At 33.8% G+C, this 25,434-nt stretch carries 25 protein-coding genes and 1 pseudogene; 10 read left to right on the top strand and 16 right to left on the bottom strand.

The features are described from left to right. Nucleotides 1-42 precede the first annotated feature (42 nt). Complete coding sequence (locus ACODSB_RS15670) at nt 43-2,103, bottom strand: M13 family metallopeptidase (RefSeq protein WP_488937729.1); 2,061 nt, start codon at nt 2,101-2,103, stop codon at nt 43-45. 202 nt (nt 2,104-2,305) lie between these two features. On the opposite strand from ACODSB_RS15670, the pseudogene ACODSB_RS15665 reads away from it, so the two are divergent. The 6 genes and pseudogenes from ACODSB_RS15665 to ACODSB_RS15640 form a co-directional block, all read left to right on the top strand. Next, nucleotides 2,306-2,740, top strand: a pseudogene (locus ACODSB_RS15665) (DMT family transporter); the annotation flags it as partial. Continuing rightward, complete coding sequence (locus tag ACODSB_RS15660) at nt 2,717-3,229, top strand: DMT family transporter (RefSeq protein WP_488937758.1); 513 nt, start codon at nt 2,717-2,719, stop codon at nt 3,227-3,229. The pseudogene ACODSB_RS15665 and the gene ACODSB_RS15660, both read left to right, overlap by 24 nt. Nucleotides 3,230-3,433: 204 nt before the next feature. Further along, complete coding sequence (locus ACODSB_RS15655) at nt 3,434-4,099, top strand: SCO family protein (RefSeq protein WP_488937728.1); 666 nt, start codon at nt 3,434-3,436, stop codon at nt 4,097-4,099. A 104-nt stretch (nt 4,100-4,203) separates the two neighbouring features. After that, complete coding sequence (locus tag ACODSB_RS15650) at nt 4,204-4,443, top strand: FeoA family protein (RefSeq protein WP_053473157.1); 240 nt, start codon at nt 4,204-4,206, stop codon at nt 4,441-4,443. Beyond that, a complete protein-coding gene (gene feoB / locus ACODSB_RS15645) occupies nt 4,443-6,542 on the top strand; it encodes a ferrous iron transport protein B (protein WP_488937727.1) in 2,100 nt (699 codons plus the stop codon). The genes ACODSB_RS15650 and feoB overlap by 1 nt, the downstream gene beginning before the upstream one ends. Before the next feature lie 6 nt (nt 6,543-6,548). Continuing rightward, on the top strand, nt 6,549-6,671 hold the full coding sequence (locus tag ACODSB_RS15640; protein ID WP_073486019.1) for a FeoB-associated Cys-rich membrane protein: 123 nt from the start codon (nt 6,549-6,551) through the stop codon (nt 6,669-6,671). A 427-nt stretch (nt 6,672-7,098) separates the two neighbouring features. Here the strand turns inward: ACODSB_RS15640 and ACODSB_RS15635 are convergent, their stop codons facing one another. From ACODSB_RS15635 to ACODSB_RS15625, 3 genes are all read right to left on the bottom strand, one after another. Further along, complete coding sequence (locus tag ACODSB_RS15635) at nt 7,099-7,752, bottom strand: HD domain-containing protein (protein WP_488937726.1); 654 nt, start codon at nt 7,750-7,752, stop codon at nt 7,099-7,101. 207 nt (nt 7,753-7,959) lie between these two features. Next, nucleotides 7,960-8,952 carry an acyl-ACP desaturase gene (locus ACODSB_RS15630; RefSeq protein WP_180856214.1) on the bottom strand — a complete coding sequence of 331 codons (993 nt, stop codon included), beginning with the start codon at nt 8,950-8,952 and terminating at the stop codon, nt 7,960-7,962. A 45-nt stretch (nt 8,953-8,997) separates the two neighbouring features. Then, nucleotides 8,998-9,744, bottom strand: coding sequence for a lysophospholipid acyltransferase family protein (locus ACODSB_RS15625; RefSeq protein ID WP_053473161.1), 747 nt, complete (start codon nt 9,742-9,744; stop codon nt 8,998-9,000). Between the two features lie 126 nt (nt 9,745-9,870). Between ACODSB_RS15625 and rnpA the strand changes: the two genes are divergently transcribed. From rnpA to ACODSB_RS15605, 4 genes are all read left to right on the top strand, one after another. Beyond that, nucleotides 9,871-10,275, top strand: coding sequence for a ribonuclease P protein component (gene rnpA, locus ACODSB_RS15620; RefSeq protein WP_053473162.1), 405 nt, complete (start codon nt 9,871-9,873; stop codon nt 10,273-10,275). 80 nt (nt 10,276-10,355) lie between these two features. After that, on the top strand, nt 10,356-11,180 hold the full coding sequence (locus ACODSB_RS15615; protein ID WP_488937725.1) for a DUF4349 domain-containing protein: 825 nt from the start codon (nt 10,356-10,358) through the stop codon (nt 11,178-11,180). 2 nt (nt 11,181-11,182) lie between these two features. Next, nucleotides 11,183-12,820 (top strand): S41 family peptidase, encoded by a 1,638-nt coding sequence (locus ACODSB_RS15610; RefSeq protein WP_488937724.1) that lies wholly within the window; start codon nt 11,183-11,185, stop codon nt 12,818-12,820. A gap of 4 nt (nt 12,821-12,824) precedes the next feature. Beyond that, a complete protein-coding gene (locus ACODSB_RS15605) occupies nt 12,825-13,628 on the top strand; it encodes an OmpA family protein (protein ID WP_488937723.1) in 804 nt (267 codons plus the stop codon). 152 nt (nt 13,629-13,780) lie between these two features. Here ACODSB_RS15605 and ACODSB_RS15600 read toward each other — a convergent pair whose 3' ends face one another. The 12 genes from ACODSB_RS15600 to ACODSB_RS15545 all read right to left on the bottom strand — a co-directional run bounded on the left by ACODSB_RS15600 (nt 13,781) and on the right by ACODSB_RS15545 (nt 25,412). Continuing rightward, nucleotides 13,781-14,227 (bottom strand): GNAT family N-acetyltransferase, encoded by a 447-nt coding sequence (locus ACODSB_RS15600; RefSeq protein WP_488937722.1) that lies wholly within the window; start codon nt 14,225-14,227, stop codon nt 13,781-13,783. A gap of 225 nt (nt 14,228-14,452) precedes the next feature. Next, nucleotides 14,453-15,094 (bottom strand): DUF1579 domain-containing protein, encoded by a 642-nt coding sequence (locus ACODSB_RS15595; RefSeq protein ID WP_488937721.1) that lies wholly within the window; start codon nt 15,092-15,094, stop codon nt 14,453-14,455. A 239-nt stretch (nt 15,095-15,333) separates the two neighbouring features. Then, complete coding sequence (locus ACODSB_RS15590) at nt 15,334-16,302, bottom strand: DUF4837 family protein (protein WP_180856232.1); 969 nt, start codon at nt 16,300-16,302, stop codon at nt 15,334-15,336. Nucleotides 16,303-16,348: 46 nt separating this feature from the next. Continuing rightward, nucleotides 16,349-18,202 carry a LysM peptidoglycan-binding domain-containing protein gene (locus tag ACODSB_RS15585; RefSeq protein ID WP_488937720.1) on the bottom strand — a complete coding sequence of 618 codons (1,854 nt, stop codon included), beginning with the start codon at nt 18,200-18,202 and terminating at the stop codon, nt 16,349-16,351. 110 nt (nt 18,203-18,312) lie between these two features. Then, on the bottom strand, nt 18,313-19,500 hold the full coding sequence (locus ACODSB_RS15580; protein ID WP_488937719.1) for a phosphoglycerate kinase: 1,188 nt from the start codon (nt 19,498-19,500) through the stop codon (nt 18,313-18,315). Nucleotides 19,501-19,776: 276 nt separating this feature from the next. Further along, a complete protein-coding gene (locus tag ACODSB_RS15575) occupies nt 19,777-20,178 on the bottom strand; it encodes an XRE family transcriptional regulator (protein ID WP_488937718.1) in 402 nt (133 codons plus the stop codon). 175 nt (nt 20,179-20,353) lie between these two features. Then, on the bottom strand, nt 20,354-20,860 hold the full coding sequence (locus tag ACODSB_RS15570; RefSeq protein ID WP_488937717.1) for a hypothetical protein: 507 nt from the start codon (nt 20,858-20,860) through the stop codon (nt 20,354-20,356). Beyond that, a complete protein-coding gene (locus ACODSB_RS15565; protein WP_488937716.1) occupies nt 20,861-21,559 on the bottom strand; it encodes a pirin family protein in 699 nt (232 codons plus the stop codon). 18 nt (nt 21,560-21,577) lie between these two features. Further along, nucleotides 21,578-22,330 (bottom strand): dioxygenase family protein, encoded by a 753-nt coding sequence (locus ACODSB_RS15560; protein WP_488937715.1) that lies wholly within the window; start codon nt 22,328-22,330, stop codon nt 21,578-21,580. Between the two features lie 168 nt (nt 22,331-22,498). Beyond that, nucleotides 22,499-23,188 (bottom strand): LytR/AlgR family response regulator transcription factor, encoded by a 690-nt coding sequence (locus ACODSB_RS15555; protein WP_488937714.1) that lies wholly within the window; start codon nt 23,186-23,188, stop codon nt 22,499-22,501. Next, the gene (locus ACODSB_RS15550; RefSeq protein ID WP_488937713.1) at nt 23,185-24,273 is read right to left on the bottom strand and encodes a sensor histidine kinase; all 1,089 of its coding nucleotides are present in this window, start codon (nt 24,271-24,273) and stop codon (nt 23,185-23,187) included. The genes ACODSB_RS15555 and ACODSB_RS15550 overlap by 4 nt, the downstream gene beginning before the upstream one ends. Nucleotides 24,274-24,437: 164 nt before the next feature. Further along, nucleotides 24,438-25,412, bottom strand: coding sequence for a PorP/SprF family type IX secretion system membrane protein (locus ACODSB_RS15545; RefSeq protein WP_053474376.1), 975 nt, complete (start codon nt 25,410-25,412; stop codon nt 24,438-24,440). Nucleotides 25,413-25,434: the final 22 nt, after the last annotated feature.

The following is a 25,434-nucleotide window of genomic DNA, read 5'->3' as shown; positions in this document are numbered from 1 at the left end:
AAAACGGCGCTGATTTCAGCGCCGTTTTCTATTTATGAGTTTTTACCAGATTTTTACTCGTTTCTCTGGACTTACAAACATTTTGTCTCCATTTTTAATACCGAAAGCTTCATAAAAAGCATCAACATTTTGAATTGGAACATAAGCTCTGTACATTCCCGGCGAATGCGGATCTGTTTTTACTTGGTTTTTAATCGCTTCATCTCTAGACTTGGTTCTCCAAACAGTTGCCCAAGAAATAAAGAAACGCTGCTCTGGAGTAAATCCGTCAATTAATCCCGGATTTCCATGTGCTTTCAAATATAATTGCAAACCATCGTAAGCCGCATTGATTCCGCCTAAGTCTCCAATATTTTCACCTAAAGTAAATTTACCATCTACATGAATTCCCGGTAACGGCTCTAAAGCACTGTATTGATCTGCCAATTCAGAACCTAATTTGGTAAATTGCTCTAAATCCTGCGGCGTCCACCAGTCAACAAGATTTCCTTCTGCGTTATAACGCGCACCAGAATCATCAAAACCATGAGAGATTTCATGACCAATTACCGCTCCAATTCCACCGTAATTTACAGCTTCATCAGCTTGGTAATTGTAAAATGGCGGCTGTAAGATCGCAGCTGGAAATACAATTTCATTATAAGATGGATTGTAATAAGCATTTACCGTTTGCGGAGACATTCCCCACTCTGTTTTATCAACCGGTTTGCTCAATTTTGCAATACCTTTTTTAAAATTCCATATTGACAAACTTTTCGAATTCTCAAAATAACTTCCGCCATCAGCAACGTTTTTAATTTGAAGTGCCGAATAATCTTTCCATTTATCAGGATAACCAACTTTTATGGTTATTTTATTTAGTTTTTCAATCGCTTTTGCCTTTGTGTCTTTAGACATCCAGCTTAAGTTGTTAATACGGTTTTGGTAAGCCGTAATAACATTATGAATCATATCAACAGCTTTGGCTTTTGCTTCAGCAGGAAATACTTTTTCTACATACAACTTACCAAGTGCTTCACCAATTCCGCGGTTTACAACTTGCAGGGCTTTCTCTTCTCTTGGCAATTGTTTTACAGCTCCTCTTAACGTTTTACTGTAAAAATCAAAGTTAGCCGTTTCAATATCCGTTGATAATTTTGTAGAAGAAGAATTTAATAAATCCCATTTCAGGTACTCTTTCCACTGTGCTACTTTATTCTCAGTAAATACAGTTTGTAAAGCTTTCATGTATTTTGGCTCAATAACAACAACAGTATCTAATTTCGCCAAACCAATTCCTGCAAAATAAGCATCCCATTTTATAGCCGGAGTTAATTTTTGAAGTTCAGCAACCGTCATTGGGTTATACTGCAAACGACTGTCTCTGCTTTCAACACGATTTAATCTTGGTTTTGACAATTCAGTTTCAAAAGCCAGAATTTCTTTAGCGCTTTGTTTTGCTTTCTCTGGAGTTTCTCCAATAAACTGAAGCATTCTCGCTACGTGAAGTTCATATTTCTCACGTTTTTCTTTAGAATCTTTATCTTCTGAAGTGTAATAATCTTTATCAGGAAGTCCTAATTGGCTTACTGCAAGACTTACTGAATTTTTAGAACTGTTTTTTTCATCGGCTCCAATATAAATTCCGAAGAATCCAGAACCGCCTTCTGGTTCCATTTCAACCAAAAATTTTTGAAGATCTGCCACATTTTTAATGGCATCAATCTTTTTCAAATACGGTTTCAAAGGATTAATTCCTGCTTTGTTTCTTCCAACAGTATCTAAAACAGTCAGGAATAAGTTAACAGCTTTTCCCTGATCAGTGTCTGATTTATACTTTGGATTTTTTGATGCATCTTTTAAAATAGACATTACATCTTTGTCTGTCTTTTTAATCAATTCATTAAAACTTCCCCAAGTGGTACGATCGCTTGGAATTTCTGTCTGGCTTAACCAGGTTCCGTTTACATATTGGAAAAAATCCTGGCTCGGACTAATTTTGGTATTCATGTATGATACATTGATACCAGGTTCTTTTGCTGCAGTGGTTTGCGCTTCGATTGCTGTAAAAGAAAGCATTGCAGAAAAAGCACAAAACAAAGGTTTAGTAAGTTGTTTTTTCATTTATAAATGTGTTTCGAGTGTATACACAAACATATCGTTAAAATTTGTAACTCTATGTTAAAATTTATGCAATAATAATGTGTAAGTATTCTTCCATAACATTTTAATGGAAACCATCGATTATTTTCATGAATTAAAACCTTGTTTTTCACGGATTATTGAAATTGTTTTTGGAATATTTGTTTAAAGATTTAAAGTCAAAATGAGAGCAAAAATTCAGAATGCCGTTTCAGGAAAAATTGAAGCTATTGGTTTACCCATTATGGCTTTATGCTGGGTAAGTTTTTTTTGGGGAACAACATGGTTAGCTTCAAAAGAGGGTGTTAAGCATATGCCGGCATTGCAATTGGCAACAATTCGTCAGTTTTTGGGCGGACTAATTTATGTGGGTTATTTTTTGCTGAAAAAACAGCCTTGACCAAAAGGAAAACAATGGCGGACGATTCTTGTTTTGAGTTTTTTAAATTTTGTTTGCAGCAACGGTTTGAGTACTTGGGGCGTGAAATATATGACAAGCGGATTGGGTGCCATCATCAGTGCTCTTTTCCCAATCTGGATTATTATCATTAATTTTTTTAATGGGGAACGTATTGCAAAAATGGCTTTGTTTGGAATTCTAATCAGCTTTGGGGGAATTTGTATTATTTTCATCGATTATATTGCCGACTTCTTAAGGCCGGATTTTCAATTTGGAATTATTTTAATGACGGCTTCAACGATTACGTGGGCATTTGGAATTTTACAAACCAAGAAAAAAGCAGCCAGTTTTAATCCGTATTTTAGTTTGGGACTGCAAATGCTTATTTCAAGTGTGTTTCTTTTTGGAATTACAGAAACGACCGGAGTTAATATTCCATTAAGCGAAATTCCTTCAGAGTCGTGGTGGGCAATTGGTTACTTGGTAATTATTGGTTCTGTTTTAACTTTCATTGCTTTTATTTATACGCTGCAACATCTTCCAACAGAAATCAGCAGTATTTATGTTTACATTAATCCAATTGTTGCGATGATTTTGGGTTCGATTATTTTTGGCGAAACGCTTACACAGGCTATTGCCATTGGTTCGGCTGTAACTTTAACCGGATTATATATGGTCAATAAATCTATTCGAAAGCCTAAAAATTAATCTCGCAAAGCCGCAGAGGCGCAAAGTTTTTATTTAAGTTTAAAGATCGTTGATCTTTAATACGCTTGGCAAACTTAAAACGTAAAGCTTAAAAAATTTAACTCTGCGCCTCTGCGGCTTTGCGAGATTAAAAAAACCTGTTAAAAAGCGTCATAATTATCCCTTTTAAAATGCTCTTTCGTATTTTTGCGCCAAATTATTTTTATGAAATCGCTTCTTTATAAATACCGCAAATTCTTCATTGTATTAATTGTATTTTCTGTAGTCACTATATCTTTATTTTATTCGGCTTTAAAGCCACAAAAAACACTTCCAATTTATAATCCTGCCGATGTAAATCCGGAATTGGTTGACAGTACGATTCAATACAAAAGTAAATACCACACCATTGCTGATTTTTCATTTATCAACCAAAACGGGGATACCATTACTCAGAAAAATTACGAAGGAAAAATTTATGTTGCCGATTTCTTCTTTACCACCTGCGGATCAATCTGCCCAAAAATGTCAACCAATCTTGTTGAAGTTCAAAAGGCGGTTCTGAACAATTCGAAAGTAATGCTGCTTTCTCATACTGTTTTTCCAGAAGTTGACAGTGTTTCAGTTTTAAAAGCTTATGCGGTAAAATACGGAGTTGTAGACAGCAAGTGGAATCTGGTAACCGGAGATAAAAAAGAGATTTACACTATGGCCAGAAAATCTTACCTGGCTGTAAAACTGGGTCGCCCAGATCAGTTGTATGATATGGTTCATACCGAGAATTTTGTTTTGGTAGATCAAAAAAGACGTGTTCGCGGATTTTATGACGGAACAAAAAAGGAAGATATCACACGATTATTAGAAGACATAGATTTCTTATCAAAAGAGTAAAATACCTTATTTTTAGAAAGATTTAGCATTTTCAAACCTTATTATTACCATGGGGTAAAGATTTATTGCCTATTTTTGCAATCTAAATTCAATCTAAATAAGCTTTGCAAAATACTATCCATACCTTGAAAAAAGGCGATAAAGCCATTATCAAAGATTTTGATATCGATTTGATTCCTTTAAAATTACTTGAGATGGGTTGTTTGCCGGGCAGCATGGTCGAATTACTTCAAATTGCTCCTTTTGGAGATCCTTTATATTTAGATATTAATGGTTCGCATGTTGCTATTCGTGTTGAAACTGCTCGTGAAATTGAAGTTGAACTTTTACAAAACAATTTATAATGAGCGTTCAGAATATCAATGTTGCCCTTATTGGAAATCCTAACGTAGGTAAAACTTCTGTTTTTAATCAGCTTACGGGTTTAAATCAACAAGTTGGGAATTATCCCGGAATCACGGTTGAGAAAAAAATCGGGTTTTGTAAATTGCCTCATAACGTAAAAGCCAATATCCTGGATTTACCCGGAACGTATAGTTTGAACGCAAGTTCGATGGACGAAAGCGTGGTAATTGAACTTTTGCTAAATAAAAACGACAAATTATATCCTGACGTTGCTGTTGTGGTAACCGATGTTGAAAATCTAAAGAGAAACTTACTGATTTTTACACAGATAAAAGATCTTGAAATTCCAACGATCTTGGTTATCAATATGTCTGACCGCATGGCGAGCAAAGGAATTTCTTTGGATATTCCGCTTTTAGAAGAAAAACTAAAAACTAAAATTGCTTTAGTAAGTTCCCGTAAAGGTTTAGGAATTGAAGAATTAAAGGAGTTAATTGTTTCTTATAAAACGGTTCCGCACGAACCTTGTTTAAATGCATCAGTAATTGATCCTGACTATTTTCAAAAACTGCAGCATGCATTTCCGAATCAGTTAATGTACAAATTGTGGCTTGTAATTACGCAGGATGTCAATTTCTCGAATTTAGACCGAAATGAAATCCGAAATACTTTTACCAAATCGCATTCAGAATTAAAACGCTTGCAGCAAAAGGAAACCATCAAAAGATATCAGTTTATAAATGATGTTTTAAAAGAAGGTTTAAAAATTGATACTGAAGCTGCGACAGATTTCAGAGCCAGACTGGATCGTGTTTTAACGCACAAGTTTTGGGGTTATGCTATTTTCCTTGGCATTTTATTTATCATTTTTCAGTCTATTTTCAGCTGGTCAACCATTCCGATGGATTTTATTGACGCGACTTTTGCTTCGTTTAGCAGCTGGACTGCAAAAGAATTACCAAGCGGTATTTTAACCGATTTACTTTCGCAGGGAATTATTCCGGGAATTGGCGGCGTTATTATTTTTATTCCGCAAATTGCTTTCTTGTTTTTATTTATTTCTATTCTTGAAGAAAGCGGTTATATGAGCCGTGTTGTTTTCCTGATGGATAAAATCATGCGCAAATTTGGGCTTTCGGGAAAAAGCGTTGTGCCTTTAATTTCAGGAACTGCGTGTGCGATTCCGGCTATTATGGCGACACGAAATATCGAAAACTGGAAAGAACGCCTTATTACGATCTTAGTAACGCCATTCACGACTTGTTCTGCAAGATTACCGGTTTATGCGATTATGATTTCATTAGTGATTCCGAATAAACGAGTTCTGGGATTTTTAAATCTGCAAGGCCTTTCGTTGATGTTATTGTATTTATTGGGATTTGTAACGGCAATAATCTCGGCTTATATTTTAAATAAAGTTTTAAAACTGGATTCAAAAACGTATTTCGTTGTTGAAATGCCAAGTTATAAATTACCGCTTTTCAAGAATGTTGGAATCAACGTTGTCGAAAAAACCAAAGCTTTTGTTTTGGGCGCGGGTAAAATCATCTTAGCGATATCGGTTATTTTATGGTTTTTGGCTTCTTTCGGACCTGGAAAAGAATTTAACGATGCAGAAAACATCGTAAAAGAAAGATTTGCCAATACAACTTTAAATCAAGTTCAGTTTGAAAATGAAGTGGCTTCTCAAAAAATAGAGAATTCTTATATCGGGATTATGGGTAAAACTATTGAGCCTGTAATTTCTCCACTTGGTTACGATTGGAAAATCGGTATTGCGATTATCAGCTCGTTTGCTGCCCGTGAAGTTTTAGTGGGAACACTGGCTACTATTTACAGTGTTGGAGACAGCGATAACGAATCGACAATTAAGAGTAAAATGCAGAAAGAGGTAAATCCTGAAACGGGGGAAAAAATCTTTAATTTTGCTTCTGGAATTTCATTGTTATTATTTTATGCTTTTGCAATGCAGTGTGCCAGTACATTAGCGATTACAAAAAAAGAAACCAATTCATGGAAGTGGCCCGTAATGCAGCTTTTCTTTATGACTGGTCTTGCTTATATTACCGCGCTTTTAGCGTATCAATTTTTAAAGTAAAACGTTATGATCCAAGAAATTATAGCTTTTGTTATATTATTTATCGCCGTTGGCTTTTTGATTAGAAAATTCTTTTGGAAATCTAAAAAGAAAAAAGACTGTGGTGATGGCAATTGTGGATGTTCTTAGTTTAAGTTACTAAGTTGCTGAGATTCTAAGATGCTAAGTTTTCTTATTTCACAGAGTTTCACTCAAATAAACAGAAAGCTTCACAGAGATTTTAAAATCTTTGTGAAGCTTTTTTATGCTCTACAAGTCTTCTGACAAGGAAAATACCCTTTTTTGATGTTTAAAAAACTTTTATGGCTTAGCTAACGATACAGCACAAATTAATTTTGCAAAATAAAATTCAAATAAAATGACAAAGTTCGAAAAAAATGAAATCGTGAGAGATAATAGAGTTACCAGATTATTATGGTTTTCTTTTGGATTTTTGTGTGCTTTCGGAATAATGTGCCTTTTAAAATCTAAAATCTAAAACAGTATAAAAAGTTTTCAGTATTCAGTCACAGTTTTCAGTTTATATGAATGTAAACTGCGACTGAGAACTGTAAACTCACTTAATCCCCTCCCATTCTGCATAAAACTGCGACAGGAATAATTCCATAAAATGATGTCTTTCGGCGGCGATTTGTTTTCCTTTTTCGGTATTCATTTTATCTTTTAGGAGCAAAAGCTTTTCGTAAAAGTGATTTATCGTTGGCGCATTGTTCTTTTTATATTCCTCTTTTGTCATATTCGTTACCGGAGCAATTTCAGGATTATATAAGGCTCTGTTTTTAAATCCACCATAATTGAATGCTCTTGCAACTCCAATTGCGCCAATTGCATCTAAACGATCGGCATCCTGAACAATATCTAATTCTACAGAAGAAAACTTCTTTTCGAAATTTCCGCCTTTATAAGATATGTTTTCGATAATGTTTACCACATGTTGAATAATCTCTTCTGAAACGTTATGTGATTCTAAAAACAAACGGGCAGTTTTGGGTCCAATTGTTTCGTCTCCATCATGAAATTTGCTATCGGCAATATCATGAAGCAGCGCTCCTAATTCTACAACAGTTTTATCACAGTCGGTATCTTTTGCAATTAAAAGGGCATTTTTATAAACTCGTTCGATATGAAACCAGTCGTGGCCGCCTTCTGCATCGTTAAGTTTCTCTTTTACAAAAGCAATGGTTTTATTTATAAGTTCAGGATTACTCATATTGTATTTTGGTTTGTGATGAAATGGCGCGCTGATTTTACTTATTCAACGGATTTGCGCTGGTGTTTTTTATAGTTTAAATAAAAAATGTTGATTGCTAAAGGTTTTAAACTTCAACAATCAACAATATATTTTAAATGTCAATGTCAAAAATCAATTGCAATTACAATATCAATCTAAAATCTACATTCTTAAATCTAAAATTTTTTACAATCTAGCCGGTTCAACCCACTTAAAGATGTGTGATTCTTGTGGAATTACAATTCTTTCAGAGATTCTCGCCATACGGGCTGGTAATTTCATTAAGTAATCACGTGCTTTTTCAGCTTCATCTGTTAAGTTCGTGATTTTATCGATTTCCCATTTGTTGATTAACTTCTGCATAATATCAACGTAGTCATTTGCTGTGTAAACTCCAATACGTTGTGCAGAGTCAGAAAACTGTTCGAAAGCAGTGCTAATCTTTTGCCCTGATTCTCTTAAGAAATGAGCCGGCATAACGATTTTTTGTTTCATCATGTATTGAAACGCCAACATCATTTCACTTGGATCAACCTGAAAAATTCTGGTAACAAATTCGCTGTATGCATGGTGATGACGCATTTCGTCACCTGCAATCATTTTACACATTTTAGACAATTTATTATCACCAAATTTTTTCGCAATCTGTGCTACTCTATTGTGTGAAACATAAGTTGCTAATTCCTGAAAACTAGTGTATACAAAGTTTTTGTACGGATCAGTTCCAGTTCCAATATCAAAACCGTCGTTAATTAAATGCTGTGTTGTCATTTCGATTTCACGCATATTAACACGACCAGACAAATACAAGTATTTATTTAAAAGATCTCCGTGACGGTTTTCTTCACCAGTCCATTGTCTGATCCATTTCGACCAGCCATTACCGCCGTTCTCCACCTGATCTACTCCTTCTACATCCATTAACCAGGACTCATATGTTGGAAGCGCTTCTTCGGTAATTGTATCACCTACAAGCGTTACCCAGAAATCGTATGGCAATTCTTTAGCAATTTCACGTAGTTCCTTTACCTCCTCAAAGAAATTTTCTCCTTCAGAATTAGGCAGGAAATCTGACGGCTGCCAAATTTTTTCCACTGGAATTAAATACTGTTCAACGAAGCTGTCAACGTTTTTTTCCAAAAACTGCATCACTTCTAATCTAATGTTTTTTATAGACATTACTTATTTTAAATTTGGGATTTATATTTTAGCTCGGACTAAAACTTAATCCTGTTTATACTCGTTTACTCCTTCAACTACCGCTTTTTCTGTTAATGCCATTAATTCGGCAAAATCATAATCTTTTACTGCCATCGCTTTGTGTGCCGTAAAAGTTAAGTGGTTTCCTAAACCAACCGGAAACATACCGTAACGAACCATCTTCCATGAATTATTAATACTTACCGGAACAACGTATGCAGATGGTGCATATTTACATAGAATTTTTAAACCGCTTTGGGCAAATTCTTTAGGTTTTCCCGTTTTACTGCGGGTTCCTTCCGGGAAGATTACAGCAGATCTAGTGTTTTTTTCTATATATTCAGACAAGCCTTTGATTACTGGAATCGCTTGTTTAGGGTCTTTACGGTCAATTAAAACAGAACCTCCGTGGCGTAAATTAAAAGACACACTCGGAATTCCGCTTCCTAACTCCTTCTTACTTACAAATTTACAATGAAAACGTCTAAAGTACCAAATCATTGTCACGATATCGTACATACTTTGGTGATTGGCCACAAAAATGATTGGAACTCCTTTCGGAATTGTATCTACGCCTGTAACTTTATAAGTTGTACCCACTAAACGCGTACAGCTTAAAAGGCAGAAATTTAAATAATCAACACTTTTTTTGTGAGCCTGATAACCAAAAAGATTAAGGCAAATCCATTGTATTGGGTGAAAAACAGCCAAACACAATCCAAAACATAAATAAAAAATTACGGAGATTGGATATGAGATTATCTTTTGCATGCTTGAAAAAATTTGAGGTCAAAAGTAGTAAATATATTTTTAGCGTTAGAAAATTTGAAAACAATAACCGTTTTTATGGTTTAATTGTACCTTTGCCCATAAAATTGCAAATTTTTTCTGAATTAAATGAACTTTACCTACCCTAAAAATGAACGCTTAAAGAGCAAAACCACGATTGGATTACTTTTTTCTGAAGGAAAATCAGTTTCAAAATATCCCCTTCGTTTGGTCTACCGTCAAGCGGAAGCTGCATATCAGGGTAATACAAAAGTGGGCGTTTCGGTTTCTAAGAAATACTTTAAAAAAGCAGTCGACAGAAATTATTTCAAAAGAGTGCTCAGAGAAACCTATAGACTCAACAAACATTTGCTGCTGGATCATTTAAATCAGCCGTATTCTTTCATGCTTTTTTACCAGACAAAAGACAGATTATCTTACGAAGAAATCAATACCAAAACAATTCAGTTGTTTGAGAAATTTGTACAGCAGTTAAACAAAACTCCCGATTCTGAAATCAAAAAGGATTTATAAAGCTTCAAAGTCAACTTTGTACTCTAAATCAGATAAAAAATTATAAAAAAATTGTAGTTTTAGCACTAAATTGAAATTTTATGCGATACATTTTCTTTTTATCTGTAATTTTTTGTGTTCTTTCTAGATGCAGCAAAAGTGAAGTTGCTAATGAAGAACAAGTAGCTTCGATTAGTGCTATAAAATTAGCTCCAAAAAAATATGAATCAGGCGGTGCAGATAAAAATCTAGATGGTTCTTCAACTCAAATTGAACAAAAAATCATTAAACAAGCATCGCTTCGATTTGAAACCAATGATTTAGAAGAAACGTACAAACAGATTCAAACTGCGGTTAAACAAAGCCAGGGAAAAGTTCAAAGTGATTCTGAAGGAAAAGACTATGGCACGCTTTATCGAAATATAACGATTAGAGTTCCAAGCCAGAATTTTGACAATTTTATTAATACAATTTCAAAAGGCGTTGCTTATTTTGAGAGAAAAGAGATTACTGCCGAAGATGTTACCGAACAATATATCGACTTAACAACAAGATTAAAAAATAAAAGAAAACTCGAAGAACGTTATCTTGAAATATTACAGAAAGCCACAAAAATTAGTGAAATTTTAGAAATCGAAAAACAGATTTCGATTATCCGCGAAGAAATTGAAGCGAAAGAAGGCCAGTTAAAATATTTAGAAAGCAGAGTCTCTGAAAGTACGGTTACAATTGAGTTTTTTAAAAACCTGCCGGAACAAGAAGCTGTGCAATTATCTTACGGATCAAAAGTCTGGACCGCTATCAAATCAGGATTTTTTAGTTTGTCAAGTTTCTTTATATCAATTATCAGCATTTGGCCGTTTATAATTATAATTTGTGTATTAGCCTATTTTATTAGAAAGAGAATTAAAAGAAAAAAACCATAGTCATGTATCCTTATTTCAAGAAGAGATTTATTATACCAACTGTTGCGGCAGGATTATTATTTATTGGAACCAGTTTCAAAGAGGACTTTTTTGAAATTGCCAAACAAATTGAAATCTTCACAACGTTGTTTAAAGCCGTAAACACAAATTATGTAGACGAAACAAATCCGGGTGATTTAATGGATAAGGCCATTAAAAGCATGTTGGGAAGTTTAGATCCTTATACGGTTTACTTTAACGAACAAGATGTAGTTAATTTCAAAATCAACAATACGGGAGAATATACCGGAATTGGCGCTATGATTGCACGCAAAAAAGACCGTTTGATTGTTCGCGAACCGTATAAAAATTATCCTGCAGATAAAGCCGGACTAAAAGCAGGTGACGAAATTATTCAGATTGGTGATGTTTTGATTGCTGATTTTAAAGATGATGCTTCGCAATTATTGAAAGGAACTAAAAACACTAAAATTGCTATAAAATATCTTCGTCAGGGAAAAACTTTTACAACTGAATTGGTTTTGGATGAAGTGGATATTAAATCGGTTCCGTTTTACGGAAAGATCGATGAGAAAACCGGATATATCGTTTTGGCACATTTTAGCAGAAAGGCTTCCGCCGAAGTTAAAGATGCTTTGGAAAAATTGAAAGCAGACGGCGCAAAACAGATTGTTTTAGATTTAAGAGGAAATCCCGGCGGACTTTTGAATGAAGCGATTGATATCTGTAATTTATTTGTTCCAAAGAATGAAGTTATTGTAACGACGAAATCAAGAATCGAAAAACATAACAATACGTATAAAACCACTAAAGAACCAATCGATACAGAAATTCCGCTTGCTATTTTGGTTAACGGAAGAAGTGCTTCGGCATCTGAAATTGTTTCCGGAGCTTTGCAGGATTTAGATCGCGCTGTGATTTTAGGAAGCCGTAGTTTTGGAAAAGGTTTGGTGCAACGTTCTGTTGACCTGACTTACGGAACGCAGTTAAAGGTTACAATTTCGCGTTATTACACTCCATCTGGACGTTGTATACAAGCGCTTGATTATGCACATAAAGATAAAAACGGTGTTGCCCAAAAAACAGATTCTAAAAACTTTAATGCTTTTAAAACCCGAAAAGGAAGAACGGTTTATGACGGCGGAGGAGTTTTACCGGACATTGAGTTAGAAGAAGCCAAAATGAGCCCTATTACAAGCTCTCTTTTGAAAAATGACGGAATATTTGATTACGCTACTACTTACTATTATAAAAATCCAAATTTGGGCGATAAAATCCCTGTAGTTTCAGATACTGATTATACTGCTTTCAAACAATACCTAAAAACAAACAAAATTAGTTTTGATACGGAAACAGAGGTTGCCCTGAAAAATACTTTGGCTGCAGCCAAAACTGAAAAAATTGACGAAACGATTGCTCCGGAATATCAACAATTATTAGCCGCATTAGAGAGAAGTGAAAATACTTTGCTGGATAAAAACCAAAAAGAAATTCGTGGTTTAATTCAGGAAGAGCTTATCAAGAGATACCAATATCAAGAAGGTTTGTATCAGTTTTATATTAAGAACAATTCAGAGATTAAAAGAGCAGTAAACGTATTGAATAATCAAACTGAATATAAAACGATTTTAAAAATGTAGAAAAATGAAACTTTCCCGGGTCCTGTTTTTGTTTATTATTTACAATCTATCGGCACAGCAAAGACCAATCGAAACAGTTTATTTTGATTTCGACAAGTATGATCTTACTGAACCGCAAAGCAGAGTTGTAAATAATTTTATCAAATCAATAGACACCGCGAAAGTTGAATCGATACAAATCTACGGTTACTGCGATGACCGCGGCACTGACGATTATAATTTTAAATTGTCTCACGACAGGGTTAATACCATTCAAAACTTACTACTTTCCTTTGGTTTTAAAGAAAGTAAAATTGTAATTCTTGAAGGCAAAGGCCGTGTTGTAGTTCGGCCGGATACTGTCGAAAATTTATACGAAACACGTTTACGCAATCGGCGGGTTGATTTGATTGTGGTAAAACGAAATAGTTTTAATAAAGAAGGTTATTCTTCTTTTAAAGATAAATTAAAGGTTGGCGATAAAATATATCTTGAAAACATATTGTTTGATATGGGAAGTGCCAGACTAACTAATAATTCTAAAAAGGAATTGGATAAGATTTCTGTTATACTTCAAAAACAAAAAAACATACAGTTCGAAATTAGAGGTCACGTTTGCTGTACACCACAAATTTACAATGACGCAATTGACAAAGACACTAAAGAAAGAAAACTTTCCTGGAACCGGGCCAAAACAGTTTTTTACTATTTAAGTTCTAAGAAAGTTTCTAAAAACAGAATGCGTTATCAAGGCTGCGGAAACAAATTTCCTTTAAAAAGAGGTGATATTTATGATCGCCGCGTAGAATTTTTAATTACGAAAATTTAAGTTTTTTTGCCACGAAGGCGCTAAGCCGCAAAGTATTTTACTTAAAGTTTTACTCTAAACTATGTTGTTAATTATTTCTTTTAAAGGTAATTATAAATTCATAAAAACACTAAAAACCAATATTGCAACATTGTAGCGTTATTCTTTTATGCTTATCCGCGAATCATTTCGATGTGTTCGATATCGTCTTCAAGATACATTTCACTTGATTGGACAAAACCATGACTTTCGTAAAATTTCTTTAAATATAATTGTGCTCCAATTGTAATTTGGTCCTTTCCAAAATTAGATTTTATTGCCGCAATTGCTTCACGCATTAAATCGTGTCCCCATTTTTTATCACGATAATTGGCATCTACAATTACTCTTCCTATTGAGGCATTGTCGAAACTAATTCCGGCATCGAATAAACGAGAATAGGCAACAACTTTACCGTCATATTCTCCAATTAAGTGTAAAGCTTTCTTGTCTTTGCCGTCAATGTCTAAATAAACGCAGTTTTGTTCTACTACAAAGATTTCACTTCTTAATTTAAGCAAACCATATAGTTCATTTACAGTTAATGCCTCAAATGGCTTAATTTTCCATTTTAATTCCATTTTGTATTTCTCTTTTAATTTTAATAATCCTAAAAACAAAATTACGTCAAATATTATCAAATAGAAATCCCGATTATAAAACTATAATCGGGATTTACTAAAAAGATACTTGCTATTCCTGCAAGGTTTCCAAAACCTTGTAGGTATCTTATCTAATTATTTACTTTGTCAATTACACCTACAAGGTTTTGGAAACCTTGCAGGAGTGCAAACTGCTTTACTTTATCATTTTTTCTTCATGACAATTTCCATGCTTTTGTATTCAGCACCGTCTTTGACATCGAACATTTCCATTTTACGGGTTGTGGCATCTACAATAGTATAAATTTCTCTGTAAGGTGCTTTCTTTCCCGTTACCGGATTTACTACTTCACCTTTAAATTCCATACTTTTTTTTCCTTCATCATATTTTCCCGTGGCAACCATCATTCCGGTTCCCATATTGTCGATAAAAGTTGTGGTGTATTCTTTGCTCGCGTTGTTATAGGCTAATGTACTTTTTCCTTCAAATGGTGCTCCCATAATTTTTCCGACATAATTACTTTCCTGATAACGTCCGCCAAGAATCATTTTGATAGTCGCAACTGATGTTGATTTTTCTGGTTTTCCGTTTGGTTCGTGCCAAAAAGTCATTTCACAATTCCAAGTTCCAACTTCGTCTGTCATTAATTTGTGCGGTGCGCCCGGAGTTGCATACGCTTGCCAGGCTTTCATTTGTGACACAGAATCTACTGGTGCTTCGGCTGCTGGTTCTTCAGTTTTAATACTGTCCAAATCTTTTGGTGTATCAACTTCGGTTTTTACTTCTTTTTTACAAGAGATAAAACATAATGCAATAATTACTAATGTTGTGGTTACCTTTTTCATAAGTATTTGTTTTTATGTTTGTTATAAAACAAAAGTAAGAAAAATAATAACTAGAGTTGTTTCAGGTTTAAAGTTTCAAGTTTCAGGTTATGCTATGTGGTTTTTACCGCAAAGTTCGCTAAGGTTACACAAAGAAACGCAAAGTTGTTTTTTAAGAACCTGACTTAAATTATCTTATATAACTTATATGGTTTAATATTCGGTTAGAAAACCTGAAACCTGAAACTTGAAACAAACATTTATCGTTTATCTATTTTCACAGATTTAATTATGGCTTCGAGATCGAACATTAAGTCGCGTTCTTGATTTGAGGGTGAATAGCAAAATCCTTCAATAACTAAGATTCGGTTATAGACTGGATCTACGATTGCGTAGTTAATGAAAGGTCCGGCCATGAAGTCATTTTTTAGTTCCCATGTTCCTTTGGTTTCAAAAGCTTCTTTTCCGTCTAATGATGTATTCGAAAAATAGGGCGCGTAAGCTTCTCCGGTAATCATTCGAGTTTTTGGTTCTCTTCCTTTGATGTAGTAACCAATTGAGTCGCGCATTTTTATGATATTGCCAACTACATTTCCACGGCTTTTGAAGTTGTGCAGCGGAATTTGATATATCAATAAACTGGTATTTCCGCTTATAATATCTTTTTTAAGCCAGATGAAATTCTTTTTGTGAAGCATATATTCATATCCGGTTGGAATCTGGATATCTATATGGAATTTGTTTTTTATAACAGCCGGATTTAAAAGTGAAGCGCTGTTGTCTTCCTGAATTTTCTCGATTTCGGCATCGCGAATCATTTTGATGATTTGTGCCGAATTTAATTCGATACTGCAAATAATGTCATCAACAGATTTTCCGTAAATACGAAAAGTGTTGTGCGGCAGTGATTTATTGTGGGTTATTTCAAACTTATCTACAGCTGATTTTTTAACAACGATAATGCTTCGACTGTCGGTAACAAATCCTTCCAGAAGTTTGGCAGGATATTGATTGATTGTAAACAGAGGTTCTTCCTGAGTTAAGCCCAGAACTGGCGATGCAAATTTATTTCGGATACTGTCGCCAACTTCTCCATACCACAACTGATCGTCGATGATGATGGAAATTGTATTTGTTTTTCCGGAAACAGGTTCTTCTTGTTTATCTGTTTTTAAACAAGAAATCAATAGAAACGGAAGTATTATAAATAAAAAATGGGTTTTATTCATTTTCTTAATTTATGAAATAAAACCCAAATTTAAATAAGATTTTTTATTATCCGTTTATTTTAAGTTTCATTCCGGGTTTTATATCTTCATCTTTAATACCATTCCATTTTTTAATATCTGAAATTGTTACTCCAGGATATTTTTTAGAAATACTGTATAAAGAATCACCTTTTTTAACGTAATAATCTTCGGCTGCAGTTTTTGCTGAAGGCGCTTTCTTTTTGAAAGAATCAACAGAAGTAGATGCAATAGCAGTAGAACCCGGTTCGTGGATCTCTGTAACTATTTTAGAAACTACTAATGTTTTTCCTAAACCAATATTATTAGAGCTAAGATCATTTAACTCTTTTAAGTCCGCAATAGTCGTACCGAATTTTTTAGCAATGCTTCCTAAATTGTCTCCGGCCAATACAACGTACTCTACAGTTTGTATTGAAACTTTATCATTATCTTCTGCAGAAGCAACTGCTTCTTCTGTATTTTTCTCTACTGCAGGTAATACTTTCGGCTCTTTAATAACTTTGGCAGAAGTATCAATATCTGATTTAATTTTTAAAGATTTACCTAACGCAATTGCATTTGATTTAAGGTTATTCCATTTTTTTAGATCTGAAATATTCACATTATACTTATCTGCAATACTGCCTAAGTTATCTCCTTTTTGAACTTTATAGAACTGAATATCTTTAATCTCTTTATCTTTAGATACTTCCAGAGATTTAGTATCTCTAACCGGTTTTCCTTTTGGAGCAATTTTCATTGCTAAACGAGTTGGAATAGTTCTGTTTTCTGATTCGTGTTTTACGTAAGCGTAAATCTTGTCTTCATTTGAAACAAAGGTTGCGATTTTATCTTTTGGTAAACGAAGGAAATTTTGTTCTCCTTGGTAAGCCGGCACCACATTTAATTTATAAGATGGATTTAAAAGCTGTAACTGTGATTGCGGCATGTCTAACAAATCAGCAATTTGTTTAAAAGACATTTGATTTTTAACCGCTACAGTATCTGTTTCAAAGTTTTTAATAACCGCTCTTTCAGGGTTGATTCCGTGTTCTTTGTGATATTCAAAAAGATACATTGTAGCATAAAATGCCGGAACATAACCTTGAGTTTCTTTTGGAAGGTAATTACGAATATCCCAGTAACCAGTTTTTCCGCCAGAACGACGAATTGCTTTTGTTACATTTCCAGGACCTGAATTATAAGAAGCTAAAACAAGTTCCCAGTCATTAAAGACATTGAACATTTTTGTCATGTAATTTGAACAAGCAGCAGTAGCTTTAAGAGGATCACTTCTTTCATCAATATAAGAATCGATTTTTAAAGCGTATTGTTTTCCGGTTCCGTACATAAACTGCCAAAGTCCGGTAGCGCCCATTTGAGAAACTGCTTTAGGGTTTAAAGCAGATTCTACAACGGCCAAATATTTTATTTCCAACGGGATTTTTTCTTTAGCGAAAGTTTCCTCGAATATTGGAAAGTAGTATTCTGATAAAGCCATTAATCGAGAAAACGATTTTTTACGATTCTTAAGAAATGACTTTATTATATTTTCTAATCCTTGATTGTATTCAATTTCAAAAGGCGATTTAGCATTCATTGCCGCCAAACGCTGCTTAAGCAGTTCTGTTGGCAATTCTTCATCAACCGTAACGTCCTTGTTAATGGTTTGAATATCTTTTGTCAAATCATCGTAGATGTCTAAACTTACTAACTCATTCATCCAAAGGCTGTCAACTTTTGTTGCCAGATCATCTTTCTTGAATGTGCTTTTGATAGAATCTAAATAAGACAGCTTTACTTCGGGCTTAATTTCTCTTGATACTTCTGCAGTTTCCTGCGAGAACATCGATAGAGAAAACAATACGGTTACCGCTAATGATATTTTCTTTACAATCATATAACATTTTTTTAAAATTCTATAAATCAACTCATTATAGAATCATTATTTTTGCAAACTTAAAAAGTTTAAGGCTTAAATATACGCAAAAAAATGTTAATTGTGATTTTTTAGTCTAAAATTGCAGCAATTCCAGGTAAAACTTTGCCTTCTAACATTTCAAGCATTGCGCCTCCACCAGTAGAAACATAACTCATTTTGTCTTCAAAACCGAATTGTTTTACTGCTGCAACAGAATCCCCTCCTCCAACTAGAGAAAATGCTCCTTTTTCAGTTGCTTCTGCAATATAATCTCCTAATGCAATTGTTCCTTTAGAGAATGTTTCCATTTCAAAAACTCCTAATGGACCGTTCCAAAGAATAGTTTTTGATTCTAAAATTACTTTTTTGAAGTTCTCTAATGATTTTGGACCTGCGTCAAGACCTTGCCATCCGTCAGGAATTGCAGTTACGTCTACAACTTGTGTATTTGCTGAATTTGAGAAATCATCTGCAGCAATTACATCAACAGGAATATGAATTTGAACATTTTTTTCTTTTGCTAATCTTAAGATTTCAAGTGCTAAATCTAATTTATCATCTTCACAGATTGAATCTCCTACTTTTCCGCCTTGAGCTTTAACAAATGTAAAAGTCATACCGCCGCCAATAATCATGTGGTCAACTTTATCCAAGATATTTTCGATAACGGTAATTTTAGAAGAAACTTTAGAACCTCCTAAAACTGCTGTTACTGGCTTTTCGCTATTTTTAAGTACTTTGTTTAAACTGTCAATTTCTTTTGCCAATAAAGTTCCAAATGTTTTATCGTTTGGAAAAAACTGTGCAATAATTGTTGTTGAAGCGTGCGCTCTGTGTGCAGTTCCAAAAGCGTCGTTTACATAAATATCACCAAGTGAAGCTAATTCTTTTGCGAAAGCAACGTCTCCTGCTTCTTCTTCTGCGTGAAAACGTAAATTTTCAAGTAATAAAACTTCTCCAGGCTGTAGGTTTTTAGCAGCTGTTTGAGCTGGTTCCCCAACGCAGTTTTCAGCAAACTTAACTTGTACTCCTAAAATTTCTGAAGCAGTTTTTAAAATATGTTTTAAAGAGTATTTTTCTTCAGCTCCTTTTGGTCTTCCTAAATGCGACATTAAGATTACACTTCCGCCTTGAGCTAAAATAGTATCGATAGTTGGTTTTGCAGCTTCAATACGTGTAGTATCAGTTACATTAAAATTCTCATCCAAAGGCACATTAAAGTCTACACGGATAATTGCTTTTTTATTTTTAAAGTCGAAATCGTTTAAAGTTTTCATTTGATATTTTTTTTAGTTTTTTTAGAAAGAAAAACAAATATAGGACTTTTAAAGTACTAATAAATTCGGATAAACTAAAAAAGAGACAACAAAAAGAACGAAAACGTTATAAATTCACAAATAAATTGGTTTATTAAGGATTAAAAACAATTATCGATAGTAATTTGATACCTGAGGAAATGAAAAAACCTTTTCTGTTAACAGAAAAGGTAAATCTATTTGGATTAAAAAGTCGTTTATTTCTAAATCGTTTTTAAACTCGGAGAGAATAAGAGTTTATTTAATTAATTTTTCAAGCCTCAACATCATTTCATCTTTCTCTTTCAACATACGCTCGTATAATGCAATTTTTTCTTCGTGAAGTTGAATCAATTTGTCGATTGGTTCATTATTAAAAGTTGGGCTATAATTTATCAAACCTTGAGTATCGTGAAAAGTATTAGAAATAATATTTATCGCTTGCTCTTCATCGAAATTTTTAAAAGCTTCAACTGGAATTTTAAGAACTGTAGAGATCTGTTTAAGCAAGTTGTCTTCAATTACATCTTTTTGTTCTAACAAAGAAATCTTCTTTTGATTCCAGTCTTCTCCCAGATCATAAGCTAATCCTTCCTGTTTTATGTTAAGCATTTCTCTGAAACGTTTTACATTTCTTCCCTGATGAATTTTCTGTTCCATAATGAGTGTCATTTTTCTGAAGGCTCAAAGATAAAGCCATTTGGATTAAAAGCCCGAATTTCAAAGATAAAAAATATCCTGCAAAAATCCATTTTATAAAAAAACCTTTCCTGTTAACAGAAAAACAGAAAAGGTAAAAAATGAATTAGATTATTTTTTGTTTTTGGATCTTGAATTAATCTTCTGTTTGAATATAGCAAATAGACAAATTATGCTGAACGGGAAACATTATCGTTTCATATTCATTTGCGTTTTCGGTATTTTTTGAAATGAGATAATTGCCTTCAATGATTCCGAAGTAATTTAATAAAGGCGAATAAAATGTGATTCCGATTTTGTGTTTTGATGCATCAGTTATGTCTGTATTGATAATGTCTAACTGATAATTGATAAATGGAAAATAGTTGTTTCCTAAAATATCTGTTACACGATGGAAATTCCCTTTTAACTGCTCTACATAACCGCTGGCAGCGATTCCGGTTAGAAAATGTAGTTGATTTGCTTTTTCGTTTTCACTTAATAATTCTCTAAATGTGTTTTTTGGATTCGATTCTGAATTAAATTGCTGAGACTGCATTTGGTATTCTTTGAAAGTATCTTCAAAAACATATTTATCCCAAAGTAAAGCCGATGAGCTGTCTATTACGATACGATAAGCGAGTTTTATCTTTGTTATTTTCATTTAATTTGAATTTAGAGGAACTTCAATTACAAGCAGCATCGCATTTTGCGACAACGATTCCCATTCTATAGTTTCTGTTTTGGAGATTGCTAAACCATCTTTTGCTTCCAGAAGTCGGTTTTCGATTTCAAAAGCGCCGTTAATTACGAAGACGAAAAAGCCGTTATCAGTGTTCTTTAAAGTAACGGTTCCTTCTTTTCTTCCGTCATAAATACCAATGAATCCAAAAGCATTTTCAATTTCAAATAATGAATTCAATTTGTTGTGTGAACTTAAATCGAATTTATATTGCTGAAAATCGTTTTTAAAATGTTGTTTTTCTATTTGAAATTCGAATTCTAAATAACTCACATTTTCCTTTTCGTACGGATTATGGATTTCAATAGTTAATTCCTCAAATGCTGTCAGAATCTTAATTTGCTCTACGTGCAAAAATTCCTCATTACCAATATTATCTTTATATTCAATTCCGCCAAATAAAGGCAGGATGATCACATTTGTGTTTGGGTTTATAAATCGAGTAATACTTTGTTGGGGAGCTAATATTACTTCATTTAAAACTTTTAAGGTTCCAAATGCTTTTCGGGATAAATCTTGGTAATGTTCAAAATTAAAAGTCGAGAAACAGTTGTGTTTTTCTGAATTGAAAAATCCTCTGGAATCTGACTTGTAAATTTGTGCTGGAATTTGAGCTATCATATAAATTATTATTTGAAGTTAACCAGCAACGTTTATGGTATGAGCTAAAACAAAACCTTCACTAACGCTTCCTGTTATTGTTCCTAATTCGTTTGTAACAGAATCTGAAAAGACATTATCTGAAGCATTATAGGTGTAGCCAGACATTCCTTTTGTATAACCGTTGGCACTTGAAGCGTTAACTAATGCAACGGCACTATTTGTTCCTTCGGGAAAAGCAATTTGTGTTACGAGTAATGAAGTTCCGCTGGCGTTATAAATATGAACGTGAATATGAGTTGCTCTTCCTGAATACCAGCCCGGAAAAATTGAGGTAAAGGTTACCAAACCGTCTGCGTCTGTAGTTTGTCTTCCTCTTAAAAAGTGAACGGTTGTATAGTTTACAGACTGCATTGAAGTTCCTCCGTATTCTGAATAATAACCGTCTTTGTCGCAGTGCCAAATGTCTACAATTGCATCTTTTAATACGGCACAGCTTGCATTTGTATTTTTTATGGTGATTTTTATGGTGAAAGCTACACCTGTTCTGTCCATTGTAATGTCTGATTTTACTAAAGAAGATGGTGTAATGGTTGGAAATGGCCCGGCAGTTTCTGAAGCTGTAACGGAACAATCGCCAGAAGATGAACCTGAACCCGAAGATGAACCTGTATTAGTTGAAGAATTTGATGAACCGTCATCATTATCCTGACTGCATGAGTTTATGATGGGAATTGCTAATGAACCAATTCCTATTAAACCCAAACCTCTTAAAAACTCTTTTCTTTTCATTGCTTTTATGTTTAAATATTATTTTAATTGAATGAATAACAGTTGTTTTCAAGTAAAATTATTCGAAATTAAAGCGTTGTAAAAAGTTTGAGGTAAAGGTTATAATTTATGAGGTGAACGAATGAATATTAATTTTTTGTAGTAAAAATCTTTAACCAAAAAAGTATGTTACTTTTGGTCAAAAAGTTTAGAAAAAGCTTCTTCGTAACTGACACTGATTGGAATTTCGGCTTGACCGATGAAAATTATCTTATTTCTTATTTTAGAGATTTTAGAAATAGGAATAATAAAGGAACGATGAACTCTTATGAATTCGGTTTCAGGCAATTTTTGGAGAATTGCTTTTAAGGTCATTCGCGCAACAACTGTTTTCTGGTTTTGGATGTGGATTTTTAAATAATCGTCTAAACCTTCGATATATAAAATATCCGAAAACAGAATTTTAATCAAACTATAATCGGCACGAATAAAAAGATACTGCTGTTCGATGTTTTGGTTTTGCTGTTTCCATTGTGAAAAGGCTTTTTCTGCGGCTTGCTGAAATCGGGAAAGGGAAATTGGTTTTAGCAGATAATCGGTTGCGCTGAGCGTAAAGCCTTCAACGGCAAATTCAGAATAAGCTGTTGTAAAAATTACCATTGTTTTGTGTGGCAGTTTTTTGTAGAAGTCTAAACCGGAGATCGACGGCATATTGATATCGAGAAACAATAAATCGACTGGATACTTTTTAAGATATTTAAATGCTTCATCAGATTTCGTGAAAGTCTTGTTCAGTTCTATGTAATCAATTGTATCACATAAACTCTGAAGAATTTCTAATGCCAATGGCTCGTCATCTAATGCTATTGCTCTTATCATCGTATTTTAACGCTCAAGTTTACAATGTATTTTTCTGCTGAATCTTCGATTTTTAATTGGTGTTTATTAGGATATACTAACTTCAATCTTTCGATTGTATTGTGAAGTCCAATTCCTGAATCTGATTGTATCGAAAATGTCTTTTTATTAGAAACGTATAAAGTCAGCGTTTCATCATCGATATCGATTTTGATACAAATCTCGGAAGTCTGATCTGGATTTACTCCATATTTGAAGGCATTTTCAATAAATGAAATCAAGATGAGCGGTGTTATTACTTTTCCAAAAGTGTTTCCGGTTACATTATAATCTACGTTTACTGTGTTTCCTAAACGTGTTTTTTGAAGGGAAATGAAATTATTGATGTAATTGATTTCCTTGTTTAATTCAATAACCTCATCGTTTGAATTGGTCATGATATATCGCATTAACTCCGATAGTTGGACTACAGCGTCTGCCGTTTTATCGTCTTTTTTTAAAGCCAAAGCGTAAATGCTGTTTAGTGTATTGAATAAAAAATGCGGGTTTATCTGGGCTTTCAAAAATGCCAACTCTGATTTTACTTTTTCTTTTTCAACACTTTGCAATCTTCCTGAAATTGCAAAAAGCAAACTTGAAACTACGCCAATTAAATAAACAAGTGTTGTGTGTCCGTATTGTGTTGGCGGACCTCCAGTGAATCCAAAAGACATTGGTTCGTTTCTATGCGGCGGCGGGAATCTCCCTTCAAATGGTTTGGGGTGAATTGGTAATTTTCCCGAATGGTATTCAAAATCTAAAAAGTTTCGGCTTGGATGGTCTAAAACGGTAGATATCCAAAGAAAAAACAAAAGGAAAATGGCTATTATGAAATAATACAGAAGCTTTTTTTCTGAAAAGTATAATCTGGGAATTAGATAATAATAATTAAAGTAAAAGAAACAAAGAAGTGTAAAATAAATAAACAGGTAAATGCGGTCGTGCGGGTTTGTGTACAAATGCGGTAATGAGAAAACGGTATTTGTAGACGTGAACGCATAAGGGATAAATAAAAAAGCGAGGCACAGAACTATATGTTTCGCATAAAGTGAAAATTTTGCTTTCATGAATCAAATTTGATTTATACCGTTTTGAAAACCAAAATGATATACTCAAATTTAATGTTATTGCATCTTTATTTCAAATTATTGCGGTAAAAACACATAATGTTGCGACTCGCTTTATAATTTTTGGCTTTTCAGCCTATTTTAAAATAATCGTCTTTTGGCGATTAATCGTGTACCGGACTTTGTGTACAAGGACAGTTACTGATAGCTTGTAAGAAATCGAATCCTATTGTTACTACGTGTGTTCCTGTATTGTAATTTCCTAAATCGTTGAACATAACCTGGTATGAATATCCGAAGTAAAACTTAGATTTCATGAAACCTGCCATTGGCCCAACTGATAATGGTTTTGGAAACTGGTCGTTTAGGAAACGGTATGAAACTCCAATCCAATAGTAATCTTCGTAACGATTGTATCTTCTGTACTTGAAGTTAATATCGGTTGTTGAACGTTTATCACTTGCAAAGTACTGATAGAAAACAGATGGTTCGTATTCAATACGGCTGTTTTCTGCATCACGAAAAACATAACCAGTATAAACCTGATAGTTTGAAAGCAGGTTTGGTTCTACTCCACGATATTTATCGGTATTTTTCTTTAAAACGTTGTTGGCATTAAAACTTATGTAAAAATCTTTATTACGGTACAAAGCACTAATGTCAAAGTTGTTGTTTGCATTGTAACGATTGTCTGTAACTGTTGGATCAATAACAGGATGTTCAATTGTGGTATTGAATTCATCCGTATCAATTCTAAACGTATTGAAGTTGTATGAAATACCAAAAGACAAATACTGCTTAGAGTAATAGTCTAAGATAAGGTGGTGCGCAAAGGAAACTTTAGCACCGGTTTGTCTTGTATATCCGTTTTTATCGTTATAAAGCGATATTCCCACACCAGAACGATCTAAGATTCTAAAATCGGCATAAAGCGACTGGTTTTGCGGTGCATCTTTAATTCCAACCCATTGTGTTAAACCATTGGCTCTAATTCTAAGGTTGTCACCAATACCTGCATAAGCAGGAGAAAGCACAAACGGATTATCAGCCAGATACTGAGTAAAAACTGGTAGGTTTAACTCTTGGCTGTAACTTGTTGTTACAGCCATGAGTACTAAGGATAAAATAAACTTTTTCATTGTAATAATTTTTTTAGATAAC

This window comes from Flavobacterium sp. FG68, assembly GCF_057808895.1.
Note: the sequence above shows the minus strand (reverse complement) of the source record. Positions and strands in the feature narration are given on the sequence as shown.